The sequence below is a fragment of the Bacillus sp. K2I17 genome (assembly GCF_002209985.1).
Classification (GTDB): Bacteria; Bacillota; Bacilli; order Bacillales; family Bacillaceae_G; genus Bacillus_A; species Bacillus_A wiedmannii.
The window spans coordinates 141,721-158,353 of sequence record NZ_NJGF01000009.1 but is presented as its reverse complement, the minus strand read 5'-3'; the positions used below and the strand labels follow the sequence as shown (position 1 = coordinate 158,353).

Annotated in this window: 20 protein-coding genes; 12 read left to right on the top strand and 8 right to left on the bottom strand. The window is 35.4% G+C overall.

The features are described from left to right. Positions 1-7 precede the first annotated feature (7 nt). Entirely contained in the window at positions 8-685 is a 678-nt protein-coding gene (locus CER22_RS13595) for an LrgB family protein (protein WP_088064223.1), read from the bottom strand. After that, positions 682-1,047 carry a CidA/LrgA family holin-like protein gene (locus tag CER22_RS13590; RefSeq protein WP_088608932.1) on the bottom strand — a complete coding sequence of 122 codons (366 nt, stop codon included), beginning with the start codon at positions 1,045-1,047 and terminating at the stop codon, positions 682-684. Before CER22_RS13590 ends, CER22_RS13595 begins: the two co-directional genes overlap by 4 nt. 152 nt (positions 1,048-1,199) lie before the next feature. Between CER22_RS13590 and alsR the strand changes: the two genes are divergently transcribed. After that, complete coding sequence (gene alsR / locus CER22_RS13585; RefSeq protein ID WP_000423221.1) at positions 1,200-2,105, top strand: acetoin biosynthesis transcriptional regulator AlsR; 906 nt, start codon at positions 1,200-1,202, stop codon at positions 2,103-2,105. Positions 2,106-2,168: 63 nt separating this feature from the next. Here the strand turns inward: alsR and CER22_RS13580 are convergent, their stop codons facing one another. Continuing rightward, complete coding sequence (locus CER22_RS13580; RefSeq protein ID WP_088064221.1) at positions 2,169-2,768, bottom strand: histidine kinase; 600 nt, start codon at positions 2,766-2,768, stop codon at positions 2,169-2,171. Positions 2,769-2,942: 174 nt separating this feature from the next. Between CER22_RS13580 and CER22_RS13575 the strand changes: the two genes are divergently transcribed. The 3 genes from CER22_RS13575 (at position 2,943) to CER22_RS13565 (ending at position 5,457) form a co-directional block, all read left to right on the top strand. After that, the gene (locus CER22_RS13575; protein ID WP_088608931.1) at positions 2,943-3,488 is read left to right on the top strand and encodes an ABC transporter permease; all 546 of its coding nucleotides are present in this window, start codon (positions 2,943-2,945) and stop codon (positions 3,486-3,488) included. Positions 3,489-3,608: 120 nt separating this feature from the next. Beyond that, complete coding sequence (locus tag CER22_RS13570) at positions 3,609-4,520, top strand: ABC transporter ATP-binding protein (RefSeq protein WP_142293479.1); 912 nt, start codon at positions 3,609-3,611, stop codon at positions 4,518-4,520. Beyond that, on the top strand, positions 4,513-5,457 hold the full coding sequence (locus CER22_RS13565) for an ABC transporter permease (RefSeq protein WP_000482782.1): 945 nt from the start codon (positions 4,513-4,515) through the stop codon (positions 5,455-5,457). Before CER22_RS13570 ends, CER22_RS13565 begins: the two co-directional genes overlap by 8 nt. A gap of 37 nt (positions 5,458-5,494) precedes the next feature. On the opposite strand, the gene CER22_RS13560 is transcribed toward CER22_RS13565, so the two are convergent. Next, a complete protein-coding gene (locus CER22_RS13560) occupies positions 5,495-6,640 on the bottom strand; it encodes a M20 peptidase aminoacylase family protein (RefSeq protein ID WP_088608929.1) in 1,146 nt (381 codons plus the stop codon). Between the two features lie 88 nt (positions 6,641-6,728). Further along, a complete protein-coding gene (locus CER22_RS13555; protein WP_087982059.1) occupies positions 6,729-7,637 on the bottom strand; it encodes an EamA family transporter in 909 nt (302 codons plus the stop codon). A 331-nt stretch (positions 7,638-7,968) separates the two neighbouring features. Here CER22_RS13555 and CER22_RS34105 point away from each other — a divergent pair, with 331 nt between their 5' ends. The 3 genes from CER22_RS34105 to CER22_RS13540 all read left to right on the top strand — a co-directional run bounded on the left by CER22_RS34105 (position 7,969) and on the right by CER22_RS13540 (position 9,427). Beyond that, complete coding sequence (locus CER22_RS34105; protein ID WP_079999649.1) at positions 7,969-8,106, top strand: peptidase T; 138 nt, start codon at positions 7,969-7,971, stop codon at positions 8,104-8,106. A gap of 16 nt (positions 8,107-8,122) precedes the next feature. Next, the gene (gene ccdA / locus CER22_RS13545; RefSeq protein WP_001152685.1) at positions 8,123-8,830 is read left to right on the top strand and encodes a cytochrome c-type biogenesis protein CcdA; all 708 of its coding nucleotides are present in this window, start codon (positions 8,123-8,125) and stop codon (positions 8,828-8,830) included. A 90-nt stretch (positions 8,831-8,920) separates the two neighbouring features. Then, positions 8,921-9,427, top strand: coding sequence for a CcdC family protein (locus CER22_RS13540; protein ID WP_001028637.1), 507 nt, complete (start codon positions 8,921-8,923; stop codon positions 9,425-9,427). A 70-nt stretch (positions 9,428-9,497) separates the two neighbouring features. On the opposite strand, the gene CER22_RS13535 is transcribed toward CER22_RS13540, so the two are convergent. Further along, positions 9,498-9,929 carry a DUF2621 domain-containing protein gene (locus CER22_RS13535; RefSeq protein ID WP_000889390.1) on the bottom strand — a complete coding sequence of 144 codons (432 nt, stop codon included), beginning with the start codon at positions 9,927-9,929 and terminating at the stop codon, positions 9,498-9,500. A 103-nt stretch (positions 9,930-10,032) separates the two neighbouring features. Then, complete coding sequence (locus tag CER22_RS13530) at positions 10,033-10,329, bottom strand: hypothetical protein (RefSeq protein WP_000262403.1); 297 nt, start codon at positions 10,327-10,329, stop codon at positions 10,033-10,035. Between the two features lie 253 nt (positions 10,330-10,582). Here CER22_RS13530 and CER22_RS13520 point away from each other — a divergent pair, with 253 nt between their 5' ends. Next, positions 10,583-11,161 carry an AAA family ATPase gene (locus tag CER22_RS13520; RefSeq protein ID WP_088608928.1) on the top strand — a complete coding sequence of 193 codons (579 nt, stop codon included), beginning with the start codon at positions 10,583-10,585 and terminating at the stop codon, positions 11,159-11,161. Then, on the top strand, positions 11,158-11,730 hold the full coding sequence (locus tag CER22_RS13515; RefSeq protein WP_088608927.1) for a DJ-1/PfpI family protein: 573 nt from the start codon (positions 11,158-11,160) through the stop codon (positions 11,728-11,730). Before CER22_RS13520 ends, CER22_RS13515 begins: the two co-directional genes overlap by 4 nt. Before the next feature lie 13 nt (positions 11,731-11,743). Here the strand turns inward: CER22_RS13515 and CER22_RS13510 are convergent, their stop codons facing one another. After that, on the bottom strand, positions 11,744-12,691 hold the full coding sequence (locus CER22_RS13510; protein ID WP_141542802.1) for a class I SAM-dependent methyltransferase: 948 nt from the start codon (positions 12,689-12,691) through the stop codon (positions 11,744-11,746). 194 nt (positions 12,692-12,885) lie between these two features. Here CER22_RS13510 and hutP point away from each other — a divergent pair, with 194 nt between their 5' ends. The 3 genes from hutP to hutU all read left to right on the top strand — a co-directional run bounded on the left by hutP (position 12,886) and on the right by hutU (position 16,629). Continuing rightward, a complete protein-coding gene (hutP, locus tag CER22_RS13505; RefSeq protein ID WP_000926520.1) occupies positions 12,886-13,326 on the top strand; it encodes a hut operon transcriptional regulator HutP in 441 nt (146 codons plus the stop codon). 103 nt (positions 13,327-13,429) lie between these two features. Continuing rightward, positions 13,430-14,947 (top strand): histidine ammonia-lyase, encoded by a 1,518-nt coding sequence (hutH, locus tag CER22_RS13500; protein ID WP_000631836.1) that lies wholly within the window; start codon positions 13,430-13,432, stop codon positions 14,945-14,947. A gap of 23 nt (positions 14,948-14,970) precedes the next feature. Further along, on the top strand, positions 14,971-16,629 hold the full coding sequence (gene hutU / locus CER22_RS13495; protein ID WP_000416700.1) for a urocanate hydratase: 1,659 nt from the start codon (positions 14,971-14,973) through the stop codon (positions 16,627-16,629). Positions 16,630-16,633 lie beyond the last annotated feature (4 nt).

Sequence of the window (16,633 nt, the reverse complement as noted above, 5' to 3'; positions counted from 1 at the left end):
TGCTTTTTCAATGTATCCACGACAAGAAAAGCGGAACGATAACTAAACTAGCTCCTGCTGTTAAAAGCATAGATAAACTTGCAATGGTTCCTTCTACAGGGCCGATTTCGAATGCTTTTGATGTACCGGTTCCATTTGCGCTAGTGCCTAACATAATGCCTTTTGCGAGCGCTGTTTTAATACGGCATATACGTATGAGAGCAGGTCCGAGCAATGCTCCTGTTAACGCAGTTAAAACAACAAATACAGCTGTTAATTGTGACATACCACCGATCATTTCTGAAATGGCCATTGCAATTGGTGTCGTTACAATATGAGGCGCTAAACTATGTTCTAACGATGAATCAATTTGAAAATAATTAGCTAGTAGTGCTGAAGTAATAACTGATAAAAATGAGCCGACAATGACATTAAGTAAAATAGCTATTCCATGTTTCTTGAGTAAATCAAAGTATTTATAGATTGGCCATGCGAAAGCAACTGTTGCAGGCTTTAATAATTCTGTTAACCATTGACCACCTGTTTCATATGTTTCATAAGTTGTGTCTAGTCCGAGTAATAAAGCAATTAAAATAATAGGGCAGACGAGAAGAGGAGAAAGTAAGCTCCAATTCCAGCGTTGATACATTTTCTTCGATATCCAATATGTGAATAGTGTTAATAGTAAACAAAGAAAGCCGATCATTGTGTTGATCCTTTCCGCTTTAGTAGCAATTCTGTTAGGAGTCCTGTAGCGAGAGTGACACAAAGTGTACTAATCATAATAATTAAAATGAGATCGATTCCATATTGTGATAGTGTATCTTTGTAGCGTATGACAGCGACTGCAGAAGGAATGAAAAATAAAATAAGTTCTTTTAATAAAAAGTCTGCTCCGTCCTGTACCCACTCTTTTTTCACTAGGTTAAATTTTAATGAAATTAACAATAAAAAAATACCGAGTATACTTCCTGGAACTGGGAGGTGTGCCTGTTTTGCAATCCATTCACCTGTCCAAGCGAAACAAAATAATAATAAAATTTGTCCGCTTAATTTCCACCATTTCATACAGTACCCACCTCTTTCTTTTTTTACATAAAAATTGTAAAAAAGAATTAACAATTTCTACTATACGTTCATTCGAAAAATTTGTCTAATATATAAATTATATGTTATTAATATATTAGATGTATTAATTGAAAGTGAAAAGGGTGTCCAAAATGGAATTACGGCATTTGCAATATTTTGTTGTAGTGGCAGAGGAGTTACACTTTGGACGAGCAGCTGCTCGTTTACAAATGACACAACCACCGCTTAGTCAACAAATTCAGCAATTAGAAAAAGAAATGGGAGTTATGTTATTTTCAAGAACGAAGAGAAAAGTTGAATTAACAGAAGCTGGAGAAATGTTTTTAAAAGAAGTAAAAAAAGCGTTCGAACAAATTGATAAAGCAGTAGAAGTTGCACAAAGTGCCCAAAGGGGAGAAGTGGGATCACTTTCAATTGGTTTTGTAGGTGCGGCGATATATGATATTTTACCATCTATCGTAAGGGAGTATAGAAAGAAATTTCCGAGAGTGTCTGTTGCATTACATGAACTGTCAACACCGGATCAGGTGCATGCACTTCACGATAACCGTATTGATATTGGCTTTTTGCGTCCGCCAATTCCAACGCAATTACTAGAGTTAGAACCAATTCAAAAGCTTTCTTGTACGTTATGTTTACCGAAGGCACATCCACTTGCTGAAAAGGATGAAATACATATTGAAGATTTAAGAGACGAACCGTTCGTATTTATTACGAGACCGGTATGGCCAGCGTTATACGATACAATTTTATCACTTTGCCGCGACGTAGGATTTAGTCCACACATTGTACAAGAAGCAACGGAATATCAAACAGTTATGGGACTTGTAGCGGCAGGAATCGGAATTACGGTAATACCTGTATCGGCGAATAAATTGTATAAAACCGAAGTCGTATATAAAGAGTTATGTGATTCTAATTTTGTTGCAGAAATGTCAGTAGCGTACAAAAAAATGAATACTAATCCAGAACTTTTAGAGTTTTTGAAAATTGCAAGAGAGAAGAAAAGAATAGAAGTTGAGGATGAGATTAATTAATTTGTTAAAAAGTACACCTCGTTAAACACTAAAGCGGAAATGCAATATAATTGCATTTCCGCTTTAGTGTTCTTTTTTTAGTTCTATACTAAAGAGATAAACATGTTCGTTTTCTTGTAATAGTTGGTCAATAGCAGTTTTTTCCTCAAGCATTGGAATTCTTACGGTTTCTTTATTCGTTTTTATTATAGCCGCTAAAGTCGTCTTTTGATTGTATGTTAAGTTTATAGCAGATTGAAGAGTAGTAGAGGTAGAGCTATTTATGATTGGAGGTGCTTCTTCAGGAGCGAGCATGGAACTACCTTCAATATTAACATACCAATGTTTTTGCACTTGTACATCTTTATCGAGTTGGGATTGAGGTGGTAAAAAAGAAAGCTTTACTTTCTTTTTTTGAAAATGGGAGGTAGCTATATTCGCAATTACGTTTGTTTTTTTACCATTTTGATAATAATCAATTGTAGCATGTATTTCATCTTTTTCATTTTTTAGGGTAACGTTATAAAACATGCTGTCTCCTTCTTGAAAAGGAGTCATTTGTAAAATAGAAGATTGCTCTTCTGTTAATTTGTATGGCTCAACAATGGCGATCTCATTGTTTTTAAGTGAGCTACAACTTGTGAGAAATAATAAAAATAAGATTGATAGTAATTTTATGCGCATGCAACCCCCTCCTTTTTACAATTATATTCTGAATATGATTTATTTTCCATTTTATTTTCTAGGACTAAAGACTTAGAAAAAATTCAGATTGTAGTGCGATGTTTAAAATGTCATATTTTTATACACTAGTAGTATAGAATGAGTATGGTATGAAGTAAGGTAGGGGAAGAACATATGTCTTTATGTCAGTTAGTGAGAAAAAATATAAGAACATTTGCTGCCAAAAGGATGAAGCAATTCATGTGGGTTGCTATGAGTACTATGATTTTATTTTTTATGATATCGCTCCAATTTAATGAAGGAGCTATTGGGAAATTAGAGACTACACTTTTATTTCAAATGAGCTTTTACATGCTGTTTATTGTATTCATTTTTATTTGTATTTTTACTACATATAAAATAACGTTTTCTCTTCTGCAAGTGAGGAAAGAGGAAATTAAATCTTATGTAGCAGAGAGTAGGAAGAGAAATGACGTACTATGTTTATTATGTCAGGAGCAATTATTTATTTATGGAGCAGCGTTTGTTTTTGGATTAGTGAATGGGATGTTATTTTTGAAATTATTTACGATTATCTTTATGAAAATAGCAGGAATACAAGGGATAAATAGTGCACCGATTACAATATATGCAATAGTAGTTGTTAGTATAATTGTGATTGTGGTCGTCCTATTATCGATGATGCAATGTTTTCGATTTGTTCAAAGTTTACAAGATTAAAATTCGTTTTAATTTAAGGAAAAGGCATGAGAAATCATGCCTTTTCTTATTTTACACATAAAAATAATCATGTTACAGTGTAAAGACCTGACAAAGAATGGGAAGGAAAGGTTGTATAGTATGACAAATGAACAATCAATTGTAAAGGTTGAGCGGTTAACGAAGCGAATCGGTTCAAAGACACTTGTAGAAAATATTAGTTTCGAAGTTAAAAAGGGTGAAGTAGTTGGCTTGCTCGGACCAAATGGTGCTGGAAAAACGACTTTAATGAGAATGATGGTCGGCATGATTCGTATGACAGAGGGTGAAGTTTGGATTGACGGTCAATCTGTAAAAAAGCAATTTGAAAGTACTGCTGCGAAAATTGGAGCAGTAATTGAGACACCGGAATTTTATCCTTTTTTGAGCGGCTATGAAAATTTAACATATTTCGGACGAATGAATGGTAACGTGACGGAAGAACGTATCGATGAAGTAGTGAAATTGTTAGGGATGGGACAAGTAATTGACCGAAAAGTAAAAGCATATTCACTCGGCATGAGACAACGTTTAGGAATTGCTCAAGCGCTTATTCACGATCCAGATGTATTAATATTAGATGAACCAACGAATGGATTAGATCCTAGTGGAATACATGAAATGAGAATGTACATAAAGAAAATTGCACATGAACAAGGGAAAGCGGTACTTGTATCTAGTCACTTACTTTCAGAAGTTGAATTAATGTGTGATAGAGTTATCATTATTCAGCATGGAGAATATGTGGCGACGCAAAATATTCAGCATAATCAAAGAGAAGAGATGGAGACAATCCGTATACGTGTAGATGATGCGAATAAAGCAGCAGAAATGTTAGACCAAGATGTTTTAATAAAAGGTAATGATCTACTTATTCATGTAAAAGATGAAGAAATCCCAAATGTTATTCGTATATTGCTTGAGAAAAATATTCAAGTGTATCGTGTATATGAAGAAAGAAAAACGTTAGAAGAGCAATTTTTAGAATTAACAGGGGGAAAAGATATTGTTTAATTTAGTGTATAACGAACTGTATAAAATATTTAAGCGAAAGCGAACGATTATTCCCTTTGCAGTTATTGCAGTATTAATAATTGGATTAGGGTGGGTTACGGTAAAGTATTTAGAACCGGAAACAAAAGGATGGAAAGCCGATTATACAGAACGAACTGTAGAAATAGAGAAAAAGCTAGGTATGAAAAAAGAAGCTATATTAGCAGAACGATCTGGGGACGAGCTTGTAAAGGAATATCAGCTTAAGATGAAGCATTTAGATACAGATACAGCACCGGCAAGCAGTTCTCCGCTTTCTTTCATGAGAGATACAGGTTTTATCGTATTTCCAATATTGCTCCCATTTATCCTCGTGTATGCAAGTACAATTTTTGCGAATGAATATAGCTGGGGAACATATAAATTTTTAACGATACGACCAGCGAGTCGATTTAAAATTTTGACAGCTAAATTTTTAGCAATTGTGATATTTGCAGCGTTATTGTTTATATTTAATATGATTTTCTCCACTTTATGTGGACTTGTTATTTATAAATTCCAACAGCCTGCATGGAGCGAGCTTATTTTCCAAGATGGAAATATTATAAAACAAAATATTTTTGTGGAAGCTAGTAAGTATTATATCTTATCGTGGTTGCCGACGATTGTGTACGCAGCGTTTGCATTTATGATTTCTGTATTAACAAGATCTAGTGGAGGCGCGATTGGTATTTCACTATTTCTTGCTTTATCAGGAAATATTGCATTATTAGCAGCGACTAGATATGATTGGGCGAAATATTTATTGCCAGCAAACACAGATTTATACAGTATTTCAAAGAATGGAAGTTTTATTGATGGAGTAACATTCCCGTTTGCTTCATGTATGTTATTACTATATTTATTTGTATTTTTAAGCATTTCCTATACAGTATTTTTAAAACGCGATTTAACTTAAAAAAGGAGCCGTTAAGTATTTCTTAACGGCTCCTTTTTTATGCAAATTGTTTAAGTGCTTTTTCAGCTAACAAAGCGAAGTATTCTGCACTTATAGGTAATGCTTGCTCATCTACTGTAAAAGCTGGATGATGCCATTCATGTGTACCACTCGTTCCCATAAAAACGAATGAACCAGGTATTTCTTGTTGATAAAAAGAAAAATCTTCTCCGGCCATTGACGGGGTAGGAGAGATGATATTTAAATTCATTTTTTCAGCAACTTGAGAGGATAAGTTTGTTAAAGATGTATCGTTATGAACAGCAGGAGGACCTGCATAAAAACGAAATTCTGTTTTTACACCTAATGCATCAGAAACTCCTTGAATAATACGTTTCATTAGTGCAGGAATCTTTTCACGTGTTTCAGTTTGGAATGTACGTACAGTTCCTTCCAGCGTTGCTTTTTCAGGAATTACGTTCCACGTATTTCCTGAATGGATGTTTGTGACACTGACGACGGCATTATGTGAAGAGCTTATATTTCGGCTTACAATTGTTTGGAGTGCCATCACGATTTGAGAGGACGCGACAATAGGGTCTACCCCAGCATCAGGTACAGCTGCATGTGTACCAACTCCGTGAATTTTAATTTCAAATCGATCGACCCCGGCCATCAGTGGACCATCTTTAATACCGATTGTACCTACTGGTAAATCAGGTTTATTATGCATACCGAAAATAGCTTGCACGCCATGTAAATGCCCGGCTTCAATTATTTTGCGAGCACCATTGCTACTTTCTTCAGCTGGTTGGAATATAAAGCGTACAGTTCCGCTAAGAGAAGATTCTTTTTCTTTTAATAAATAAGCGGCACCTATAATAGCAGCTGTATGAAAATCATGCCCACAAGCATGCATTTTACCGGGAATTTTTGAAGCGTACGGTAAATGTGTATCTTCTTGAATAGGAAGGGCATCAATATCAGCACGGATTGCTATAATTGGTCCGCTATTATTCCCTGAAATTTCAGCAATAACGCCTGTTTCTAAACTAGAATTTATAATCGTAATGTTTTTCTCTTCTAACCAATTTTTTATAGTCTTCGTCGTTTCAAATTCTTCGTATGATAATTCTGGATGCTCATGTAAATTTCGACGAATAGAAATTAGCATCTCAGTTAATTGCTCTAGATTTGCTGCCACGTATAATGCCTTCTTTCTTAATTAATGTATTTACATTAATTATACAATAAGAAAAGAGAGGATTCTCAAATGAAAATCCTCTCTCGTTTTATGCTGCCAATTTTTTGTGTGTATGATGTTTATGATAACGTCCACGCATTGCATAGGCAATTTGCGGGATTGCAATACCGATTAAAATAAGTGATACACCGATCCATTGTGAAGATAGCACCGCTTCTTTTAAAACGAATACAGACATAATTGTTGTAACTGGTAGTTCTGCTGCACCAAGAATAGTCGCTAAGCCAGAACCGATCTTTGGAATACCGATTGTAAAGGCGATAGAAGGAATGACGATACTAAATGTTCCTAATCCTAAACCGTATTTCCAAAGTCCTTCAGAAATTGCACCGCTAAAAATAAATGTTGGCGGGAATACGATCATTACTAAAGTTAAAGCGCCAGTCATTAAGAGAACACCGCGCGGTAATGAAGGTACTTCAACAGCAACTTTTCCGCTCACGAAAATGTATGTTGCGAATGTAACAGCAGATAATAAACCTAGTATGATTCCAGTCATATCGAAATCACCTGCTGATTTTTCTAGTAAACCACTTGATAAAAATGTACCTGCAAGTAAGAAAATAACGGAAATAACCTTTTCTCTTGAAGGTAATGTTTTTGTTGCGACTGCTTCAATAATAATTCCGACCCAAACGAATTGGAATAAAAGTATAATTGCAATAGATGCTGGTACAGTTTTTAATGAAGCATAATAAAAAATTCCAGTAAAACTTGCAGATGTACCTGCAACGAATAAAATTAACGCTTGTTTTAATGGAACACGATGTCTAGAAAATAGAAGAGTAATAGCAAGCAAAATAATCCAACCGAACAAATATTGGCTGCCAATTACCTCTCCAAGTGAAAATCCTTCTGCATAGGCAAGTTTAACGAAAATAGCTAAAATCCCATAACTACACGCTCCTAATAAAACTAAAAGAGAATAACGAAGCATGAAAAATTCCTCCCATCTATATGAAATTGTTCCTAACGGACATATATAACTAGAGGGAAGTATACAAAATTAAAAATAAAGGGTCAAATAAAAGAAAAGTGTGACATTTTATAGAATAATAATAAAAGTATGATATTTATGCATAATCTTGAAATTAGTAATAATAAAAGTATTGTAAAATCAGCTTCGTATTGTATAAAGACAGCATTTGAAAAAAATATTTTTTAGGGATATAGAAGGGTAGTCCATTATAGTGTGCTAATCATTTGAGAAACTATGTTACCTTTGTTATGTTAATAACAATTAGAGAAGTTTCTTAGTCCAATTAAGATTGTTCTATATAATAGAAGGAAATGAAAACGTTTTATTAGAAACTGTTTGTAAGGGTAGTTTTTCTTATTATCACGTTGTTAAAGTGAGTTCACGAATTGTTCATAGTATTTTTATGTGTTTTTGCTACAATATGTAAGGAGAGGAGTGGAATCATGCAAGATATTAGTATTTTTTTAGCGTTTGGCGCTGGATTTTTATCATTTATTTCCCCATGTTGCTTACCGCTTTATCCGGCATTTTTATCGTACATAACAGGTATGTCGGTTTCTGAGTTGAAAGAAGAAAATGCAATGCTTCGCAAAAGAAGTATGATACATACAGCGTTTTTCTTACTTGGATTTTCAATTATATTTATTGCAATTGGATTTGGTACAAGTTTTATTGGAGGCATCTTTACAAATTATAAAGATTTAATTAGACAGTTAGGTGGTATATTTATCATCGTGTTCGGTCTTATTATTGTCGGTGTGTTTAAGCCAAAGTTTTTAATGCAAGACCGTAAATTTACGTTTAAAAATCGTCCGAGTGGCTATTTGGGATCCGTTCTAATTGGGTTGGCCTTTGCTGCAGGGTGGACACCATGTACTGGACCTATTTTAGTGTCTGTAATTGGATTAGCTGCAACAAATCCAGAATCAGCAATGATTTATATGATAGCATACATACTTGGGTTTGCTATCCCATTTTTCGTACTATCATTCTTTATTACGAAAATGTCTTGGATTAAAAGAAATAGTATGAAATTCATGAAGATTGGAGGATATGTTATGATTGTCATGGGTATCTTCCTATATTTCAACTGGATGACGAAAATTATCGTATATTTCTCAAGTTTATTTGGTGGTTTTACCGGTTTTTAGTATTATTCTGTGAAAATGTTGGAAATACTAACGGAAAAGCATATAATGAAAGTATATTTTGCATATAGCCACAAAAAAGGATGAGAAAATATGAACATAGTTGTTTTATCCAGTATCGTTGCTGTTTGTATGGCTGTTGGTGCGATGTTTATTCGTTTAAAAGCAGCTAAGAAACCGGCAACATTGAAAAAAATTATACTTCCACCATTTTTTATGAGCACGGGAGCGTTGATGTTTGTTTTTCCTGAATTTCGATTAACTCCAGCAGAAATGTTAGAAGCAATTGGCGTCGGTTTGTTTTTCTCTATTTTTCTTATTAAAACATCTAAATTTGAAATTAGAGGACAAGAGATTTATTTGAAGCGTTCAAAAGCATTTGTTTTTATATTAATTGGATTACTTGTCGTGCGGATTGTATTTAAAACATACTTAAGTCAATCTCTTGATTTAGGACAACTTAGTGGCATGTTCTTCTTACTGGCGTTCGCGATGATTGTGTCATGGAGAATTGCTATGTACCGTTCCTTTACGAAATTACAGAAGGAAATGGAAAAAGAAGATGGTTTTTATAATGAAAAAGATATGAAATTAACTTAAAAACTGTATATGTATAAAATAAAAAGACAGCGTCAAAGGCGCTGTCTTTTTTATTGAAAATAATGTGAAGTTATTTTGCGAGTAAAGACTTATAGTTTGAATAATCAATCTCTTTTTCTTGTAGTTTTTTTACTAAAAATTTATGATCACGCTTCGGTGTAGCAATAATATATCCTTTGATAATTAAATCTTGTGTAATTTGAGAGGCTTTTTCTTGTAATGCCAGTTCTCCGATTTTGCCAGCAATTTTTGATTTAGCAACATCGCGAAATAGTTCTGGAACAGGACTTACGAGCTCTTCTAACAATTGTTTTTGTTCTTCATCCCATAAATGTCTAGTTTTATTAATATAGTGCTCTTCCCAATCTAAAATGGACATACCATCTTCTTTAGGTAATCGTTTTAGGAATTTTCTGAACATAAAGTATCCACCGATAGACATAAGTCCTAATAAAATAACAGTCCATAGCACTATGAACCAACTGAACCATCCTTCGAGCAAGCTTATCCCCCCTTAATGATTGCGGTTTTCTTTTATTCATATTATAAACAGTGATATTCATAGAAAGCAAGAACGCCTGGTCAATTTGACCAAGCGTTATCATTTAAACAAAGTATAGTTGTTCAACACATAAATTATTATTATCATCTTCTACATATTCAATGATTAATGTGCCAACTTTACGATCTTTATCTTCAGTTGTGAAAATAGAGTAAGAAGTAAAACGTGCTGTTGATAGGCCGCTTATATGTGTAGGTAAAGAAATGTAGTCGTTATCGCGGAAGAATTCCATCAGTTCAATATCTTCAAATTCTTTTCGATCAACTTGTTTGTTTGTATAGCGGCGTTGAAGTTGTTTTAAAGACTCATTCCAAGAAATTGCTTTTGTATCGTATACCATTGTTCTATCTCCTTACTGTATGTAATCATTAAGAACATACGTTCTAAATTAGTATACTCTTTTTATTAGAAAAGGGAAAGCAAAAAATAATGTAAGCTTGGATTTCCAAGCTTACATTATTGATGCGTCCGTCATAATCTCTATTTTTATTATAAGTTAGATAAGATTAAGAAACAAGATGATATATATTCTGTTTATAGTTTTCAAAATTCTGTATATTATAGGTGTACTAAAGTGCAAGGGAATGAGAGGAATGGCATATGTAATTTCACTCCAAGGACCGATGGCAAGTGGGAAAACAACATTGGCTATAAGGTTAGAGCGATGTGGATTTTCAATTATATATGAAAATCCATATCCAATTGTAGAAAAGAGAAAACAATTAAATTTGGATATGAATTCAAAAGAAGGGTTTATTATAAATCAAAAAATGTTCATAGAAGCAAAAATAAAGGAGTTTCAAAATGTGAAAGATTCAGTCGTGATTTTTGATCGCGGACCAGAAGATATTGAATTTTATACACTCTTTTATCCGAAAATGATAGGGAAAGAGTGGGATATAGAAACAGAATTAAAAGATGAATTGTATAAATTAAGAGAATGCTGTTCGGATGCAATTTTTTATTTAGATGTTACGAAAAAGAATGTATATGATAGAAAAAATAATGATAGGACAAGAAACCGCAGTACATTTGAAGAACTATTTAAATTAGTAGAAACTGAAAAAGAATGGTATAAACAATTTCCTGTAACTTATGTGGACACGAATACATTAACAGTGGATGAGTTAGAAGCATATTTTATGGGCTGGTTAAAGGAGAAAGGACTATGAAAAAAATATTATTATTCGTATACCCAACATTTGCGGAGTTTGAAATTACAGTAGCAACAGCATTGTTGAAAAAGAAATATGAAATCATTACTGCGGGCTTAACAAAAGAGTTGATTATAAGTGAAACAGGATTGCAAGTACAACCGCATATAGAATTAAGTGAAGTGCGTGTAGATGAATATGAGGGGATTATGATTCCAGGGGGAGACGCAGTACATATGAAAGACGCAGATATTCTCTTTTCAGTCATTCGCCAATTTTCTGAAAAAGTAAAATTAGTAGCTGCGATTTGTGCTGGACCGTATGCGATAGCAAAAGCAGGCTTATTCAAAGACATCTCGTATACAGTGACTATGGATTATAAAAAATTAGATTGTTTTCCAGTAGAAAATTTTGTGTATGAAGAAGTTGTGCGACACTCAAATATTATTACAGCACAGGGGCATGCATTTGTACCATTCGGAATAGCGGTTGCTTCTTATTTTGGAGTAGCGAACGAACATAATATAAATTTTTACGGTGGTAAGGGCAATATGATGCTGGAGAAACTTTTACATGAGAATGTATAAAAGCTAGCATTTGCTAGCTTTTTTCTTTTTTACATCGATAAATGGCTAACGTTTTCGGGTCGCGCCATATACCGTTATGAAGTGACAATTCATTTTCTACTTCTTCTTTTAGCCATTCCTTCATTTCGGCGTGAAGATATGTATTATCAGGTATATTTAGCGATGGAAACATGCTAGAAATATAGTTTACAATCGGAGTAGCATGATGAAAAACGAGAGCATTATGAATAACTGTTTCTTCAACAGTTGGAAAAACAGACTGTAATATCTCTTTACCATTTTCTAAACAAAATGGAGTGACTGATGATGTTGTTTTTGGTAAATCAAATGCGTCTAACATGCGGTTACACATTTCAACTATACGAGGTAATGTAACGTCAGAATTTGTTGTAGCTAAAAGTGAGCCTCCGGGACGAATTACTTTATGGAATCCTTGAACTGTTTTTTCGACATCTTTCATGTGATATAACATATGTCTTGCGATGACCCAGTCATAGCAATTAGCTTCAAAAGGAAGTTTACCAGCATCACCTAGTCTCCATTCAATTATGCTATTCTTTATTGCAGCTTCAGAAAGCATCGTTTTCGATTGATCAAAACCGGTTAGTTGGCCTTTATGACCGTTAGTTTGTAAAAGGGAAAGAAAATTTCCATTAGCACACCCAACCTCTAATATTTTTTCTTCTCCTTGAAGTTGTAAATGTTCCATGACGAGTTCATCTAAATTCATTTGTTTTTCTTCGTAATGTTTATGCGTATCGATACGTGTCTGTAAATGGTTGCTTACGTTATATTGGCGTTTTACATCATTCATTTTTTCACATTCCACCTTCGTGCAAAATTGCTGAATCGCGTGTGTTAATACGTCGGTTTTCCTTAAACCTTCGTAATGGAGTGCAGCTTCAAACCTTTCAAGTAATTTTTCTTCAATTCGAAAATGAATATCTTTTCGCTTCTTCATTGAAATCTCGCCCCTTTGCATCTGTTAGTGAGACTATAGCACGCCTGAAAAATTCGTGTAAATAATTTGTGTACACAAATGGAGGGGATGAAAAAATTGTTCGAATGTGAGTTTAAACTATTGACGATTTAACCGTTTTCATATATTCTTAAATTAAGAAATATTCAAATAATTAAAAGAAATGAGAGAGTCACATGCTTCTTCAAGGAACACATCGAATTGGTCGTATGGCCATGTTGTTGGCACTTGCGGATGAGAATGAAAGCCCTGTATTATCTATTCCAAAAGGTTGGAAGTATTGTACGGGGAAAGTGGGTTCGATGAATTCGCAAAAAGTTGTAGCAGCAATGGAAACAGCGGCTAAGAGCACCCAAGTTATTGAAACAGATGTTTACAGAGAAACACATGCACTTTATCATGCAATTATGGAAGCTTTGTACGGAGTGACGAGAGGTCAAATTCAGTTAGCAGACGTTCTTCGTACAGTAGGACTTCGCTTTGCGATTGTGCGCGGTAGACCATACGACGGAAAAAAAGAAGGCGAATGGGTTGCTGTTGCATTATATGGAACGATTGGTGCACCTGTAAAAGGATCTGAGCATGAGGCGATTGGTTTAGGAATTAATCACATATGATTTGCCCATAGTCTATTAGTTAGAAGGGGGCCTTACTTTTTTAGGACAGAAGTCTGTCTTAAAAAGATAAGGTCCCCTTTTGCCTTTTTAAGGAGGAAAAAGAATGATTACGTTAACAGGACACACATTGACAATTGAAGAAATGAAGAGGTTGTTACTTGAAGGGGAAGGTGTAACAGCTTGTCCAAATAGTATGCAAAAGGTGGCGGAGTGCCGCGAAGTTGTTGAGAAAATTGTAGAGGACGGAAAAGTCGTTTACGGTATTACAACTGGATTTGGAAAGTTCAGTGATGTGCTTATTCAAAAAGATGATGTAAAGGCACTTCAACACAATTTAATTCAGTCACATGCATGTGGTATAGGTGATCCATTCCCTGAAGAAGTATCACGCGGTATGTTAATTTTACGAGCGAACACGATGCTAAAAGGAGTATCTGGTGTTAGACCACTTGTTGTAAATATGCTTCTTGAGTTTGTAAATCGTAAAATTCACCCAGTCGTTCCGCAACAAGGGTCACTTGGTGCGAGTGGCGATTTAGCACCTTTATCTCATCTTGCGCTTGTATTATTAGGCGAAGGTGAAGTGTTCTATAAGGGGAAACGCGTTCATGCGATGGTTGCTCTTACAGAAGAAGGTCTTGAACCGATTGAACTTGAAGCGAAAGAAGGGCTTGCATTAATTAATGGTACGCAGGCGATGACAGCGCAAGGAGTTCTTTCTTATATAGAAGCAGAAGCAATGGCGTATCAAGCTGAATTCATTGCTTCGATGACAATTGAAGGATTACAAGGCATTATTGATGCATTTGATGAAAATGTTCATAAAGCGCGTGGTTATAAAGAGCAAGTGGAAGTAGCGAGCAGAATTCGTAACATCCTTCATGATAGTAAATTAACAACAAAACAAGGAGAACTACGAGTACAGGATGCATATTCACTTCGCTGTATCCCGCAAGTACACGGTGCTTCTTGGCAAGTTTTAAATTATGTGAAAGAAAAATTAGAAATTGAAATGAATGCAGCAACAGATAATCCGCTAATCTTTGATGGCGGAGAAAAAGTAATTTCGGGTGGGAATTTCCATGGTCAACCGATTGCGTTTGCGATGGACTTCTTAAAAGTAGGAATGGCGGAACTTGCAAATATTTCAGAGCGTCGTATTGAGCGTTTAGTAAATCCGCAATTAAATGATTTACCTCCATTTTTAAGTCCAGAACCAGGACTTCAGTCTGGTGCAATGATTATGCAATACGCTGCAGCGTCACTTGTTTCTGAAAATAAAACGTTAGCACATCCAGCGAGTGTTGATTCAATCCCGTCATCAGCTAACCAAGAAGATCACGTAAGTATGGGAACAATCGCTTCACGCCATGCACATCAAATTATTCAAAATGTAAGACGTGTTCTTTCAATTGAGATGATTTGTGCGATGCAAGCAGCGGAATATCGCGGTATTGAAAACATGAGTACAGTGACGAAGAGCTTCTACCATCAAGGCCGTCAACAAGTACCTTCTATTACAAATGATCGCATATTCTCAACGGATATTGAAAATATTACGCACTGGTTAAAAACGAATTATTCGATAAAAGAAAGATTAGATGTAAACGCGGCACTATAAAATGAGAAAAGGGAGAGATTGAAATGGAAAAAGTTAAACAAACAATTCGCGCGCCAAGAGGTACTGAATTACAAACGAAAGGGTGGGTTCAAGAAGCTGCACTTCGTATGTTAATGAACAATTTAGATCCTGAAGTTGCTGAAAAACCAGAAGAATTAGTTGTATATGGCGGAATTGGCCGTGCAGCTCGTAACTGGGAAAGCTACCATGCGATTGTAGATTCATTAAAAACGTTAGAAAGCGATGAAACATTACTTGTTCAATCAGGAAAACCAGTTGCAATCTTTAAATCGCATGAAGATGCACCTCGCGTTCTTTTAGCGAATTCAAACTTAGTACCAAAATGGGCGAACTGGGATCACTTCCGTGAACTAGAGAAGAAAGGTCTTATGATGTACGGACAAATGACAGCAGGTAGCTGGATTTACATTGGAACACAAGGTATTTTACAAGGAACATATGAAACGTTTGGCGAAGCGGCACGTCAACATTTCGATGGTTCATTAAAAGGTACATTAACACTTACTGCTGGCTTAGGTGGTATGGGTGGTGCACAACCTCTTGCTGTAACGATGAACGGCGGTGTTGTCATTGCTATTGATGTTGATAAGCGCAGCATCGATCGTCGTATTGAAAAGAGATATTGTGATATGTATACAGAATCATTAGAAGAAGCATTAACGGTTGCGAACGAGTATAAAGAGAAGAAAGAACCAATTTCAATTGGTTTATTAGGAAATGCGGCAGAGATTTTACCAGAACTAGTGAAGCGCAATATTACGCCAGATTTAGTTACGGATCAAACATCTGCTCATGATCCATTAAACGGTTATATTCCAGTAGGTTTCACATTAGAAGAAGCAGCGAAACTTCGTGAAGAAGATCCAGAACGTTACGTACAATTATCAAAAGAAAGCATGACAAAACATGTAGAAGCAATGCTTGCTATGCAAGAAAAAGGCGCAATTACATTTGATTACGGAAATAACATTCGCCAAGTTGCTTTCGATGAAGGTTTGAAAAATGCATTCGATTTCCCAGGATTCGTTCCAGCATTTATTCGTCCATTATTCTGCGAAGGAAAAGGACCATTCCGCTGGGTAGCACTTTCTGGTGATCCAGAAGATATTTATAAAACAGACGAAGTAATATTACGTGAGTTTGCGGATAATGAGCATTTATGTAACTGGATTCGTATGGCTCGTCAGCAAGTTGAGTTCCAAGGTCTTCCATCTCGTATTTGTTGGTTAGGTTACGGTGAGCGCGCGAAATTTGGTCGCATTATTAATGAAATGGTGGCAAATGGTGAATTATCAGCACCAATCGTTATCGGTCGTGACCATTTAGATTGCGGATCAGTAGCATCTCCAAACCGTGAAACAGAAGCGATGAAAGACGGTAGTGATGCAGTAGCAGACTGGCCAATTTTAAATGCATTAATTAATAGTGTAAATGGTGCGAGCTGGGTATCTGTTCACCACGGTGGTGGCGTTGGTATGGGTTATTCACTTCACGCTGGAATGGTTATCGTTGCAGATGGAACAGAAGCAGCAGCAAAACGTATTGAGCGCGTATTAACGTCTGACCCTGGTATGGGTGTTGTTCGTCACGTTGATGCAGGATATGACTTAGCTGTAGAAACTGCGAAAGAAAAAGGCGTTAACATTCCGATGATGAAATAAGGAG

Excerpts from the sequence above, each read along its gene's own strand:
- CER22_RS13595 (WP_088064223.1), bottom strand. The coding sequence starts at position 685 with ATGATCGGCTTTCTTTGTTTACTATTAACACTATTCACATATTGGATA.
- CER22_RS13590 (WP_088608932.1), bottom strand. The coding sequence starts at position 1,047 with ATGAAATGGTGGAAATTAAGCGGACAAATTTTATTATTATTTTGTTTC.
- alsR (WP_000423221.1), top strand. The coding sequence starts at position 1,200 with ATGGAATTACGGCATTTGCAATATTTTGTTGTAGTGGCAGAGGAGTTA.
- CER22_RS13580 (WP_088064221.1), bottom strand. The coding sequence starts at position 2,768 with ATGCGCATAAAATTACTATCAATCTTATTTTTATTATTTCTCACAAGT.
- CER22_RS13575 (WP_088608931.1), top strand. The coding sequence starts at position 2,943 with ATGTCTTTATGTCAGTTAGTGAGAAAAAATATAAGAACATTTGCTGCC.
- CER22_RS13570 (WP_142293479.1), top strand. The coding sequence starts at position 3,609 with ATGACAAATGAACAATCAATTGTAAAGGTTGAGCGGTTAACGAAGCGA.
- CER22_RS13555 (WP_087982059.1), bottom strand. The coding sequence starts at position 7,637 with ATGCTTCGTTATTCTCTTTTAGTTTTATTAGGAGCGTGTAGTTATGGG.
- ccdA (WP_001152685.1), top strand. The coding sequence starts at position 8,123 with ATGCAAGATATTAGTATTTTTTTAGCGTTTGGCGCTGGATTTTTATCA.
- CER22_RS13540 (WP_001028637.1), top strand. The coding sequence starts at position 8,921 with ATGAACATAGTTGTTTTATCCAGTATCGTTGCTGTTTGTATGGCTGTT.
- CER22_RS13530 (WP_000262403.1), bottom strand. The coding sequence starts at position 10,329 with ATGGTATACGATACAAAAGCAATTTCTTGGAATGAGTCTTTAAAACAA.
- CER22_RS13520 (WP_088608928.1), top strand. The coding sequence starts at position 10,583 with ATGGCATATGTAATTTCACTCCAAGGACCGATGGCAAGTGGGAAAACA.
- CER22_RS13515 (WP_088608927.1), top strand. The coding sequence starts at position 11,158 with ATGAAAAAAATATTATTATTCGTATACCCAACATTTGCGGAGTTTGAA.
- CER22_RS13510 (WP_141542802.1), bottom strand. The coding sequence starts at position 12,691 with ATGAAGAAGCGAAAAGATATTCATTTTCGAATTGAAGAAAAATTACTT.
- hutP (WP_000926520.1), top strand. The coding sequence starts at position 12,886 with ATGCTTCTTCAAGGAACACATCGAATTGGTCGTATGGCCATGTTGTTG.
- hutH (WP_000631836.1), top strand. The coding sequence starts at position 13,430 with ATGATTACGTTAACAGGACACACATTGACAATTGAAGAAATGAAGAGG.
- hutU (WP_000416700.1), top strand. The coding sequence starts at position 14,971 with ATGGAAAAAGTTAAACAAACAATTCGCGCGCCAAGAGGTACTGAATTA.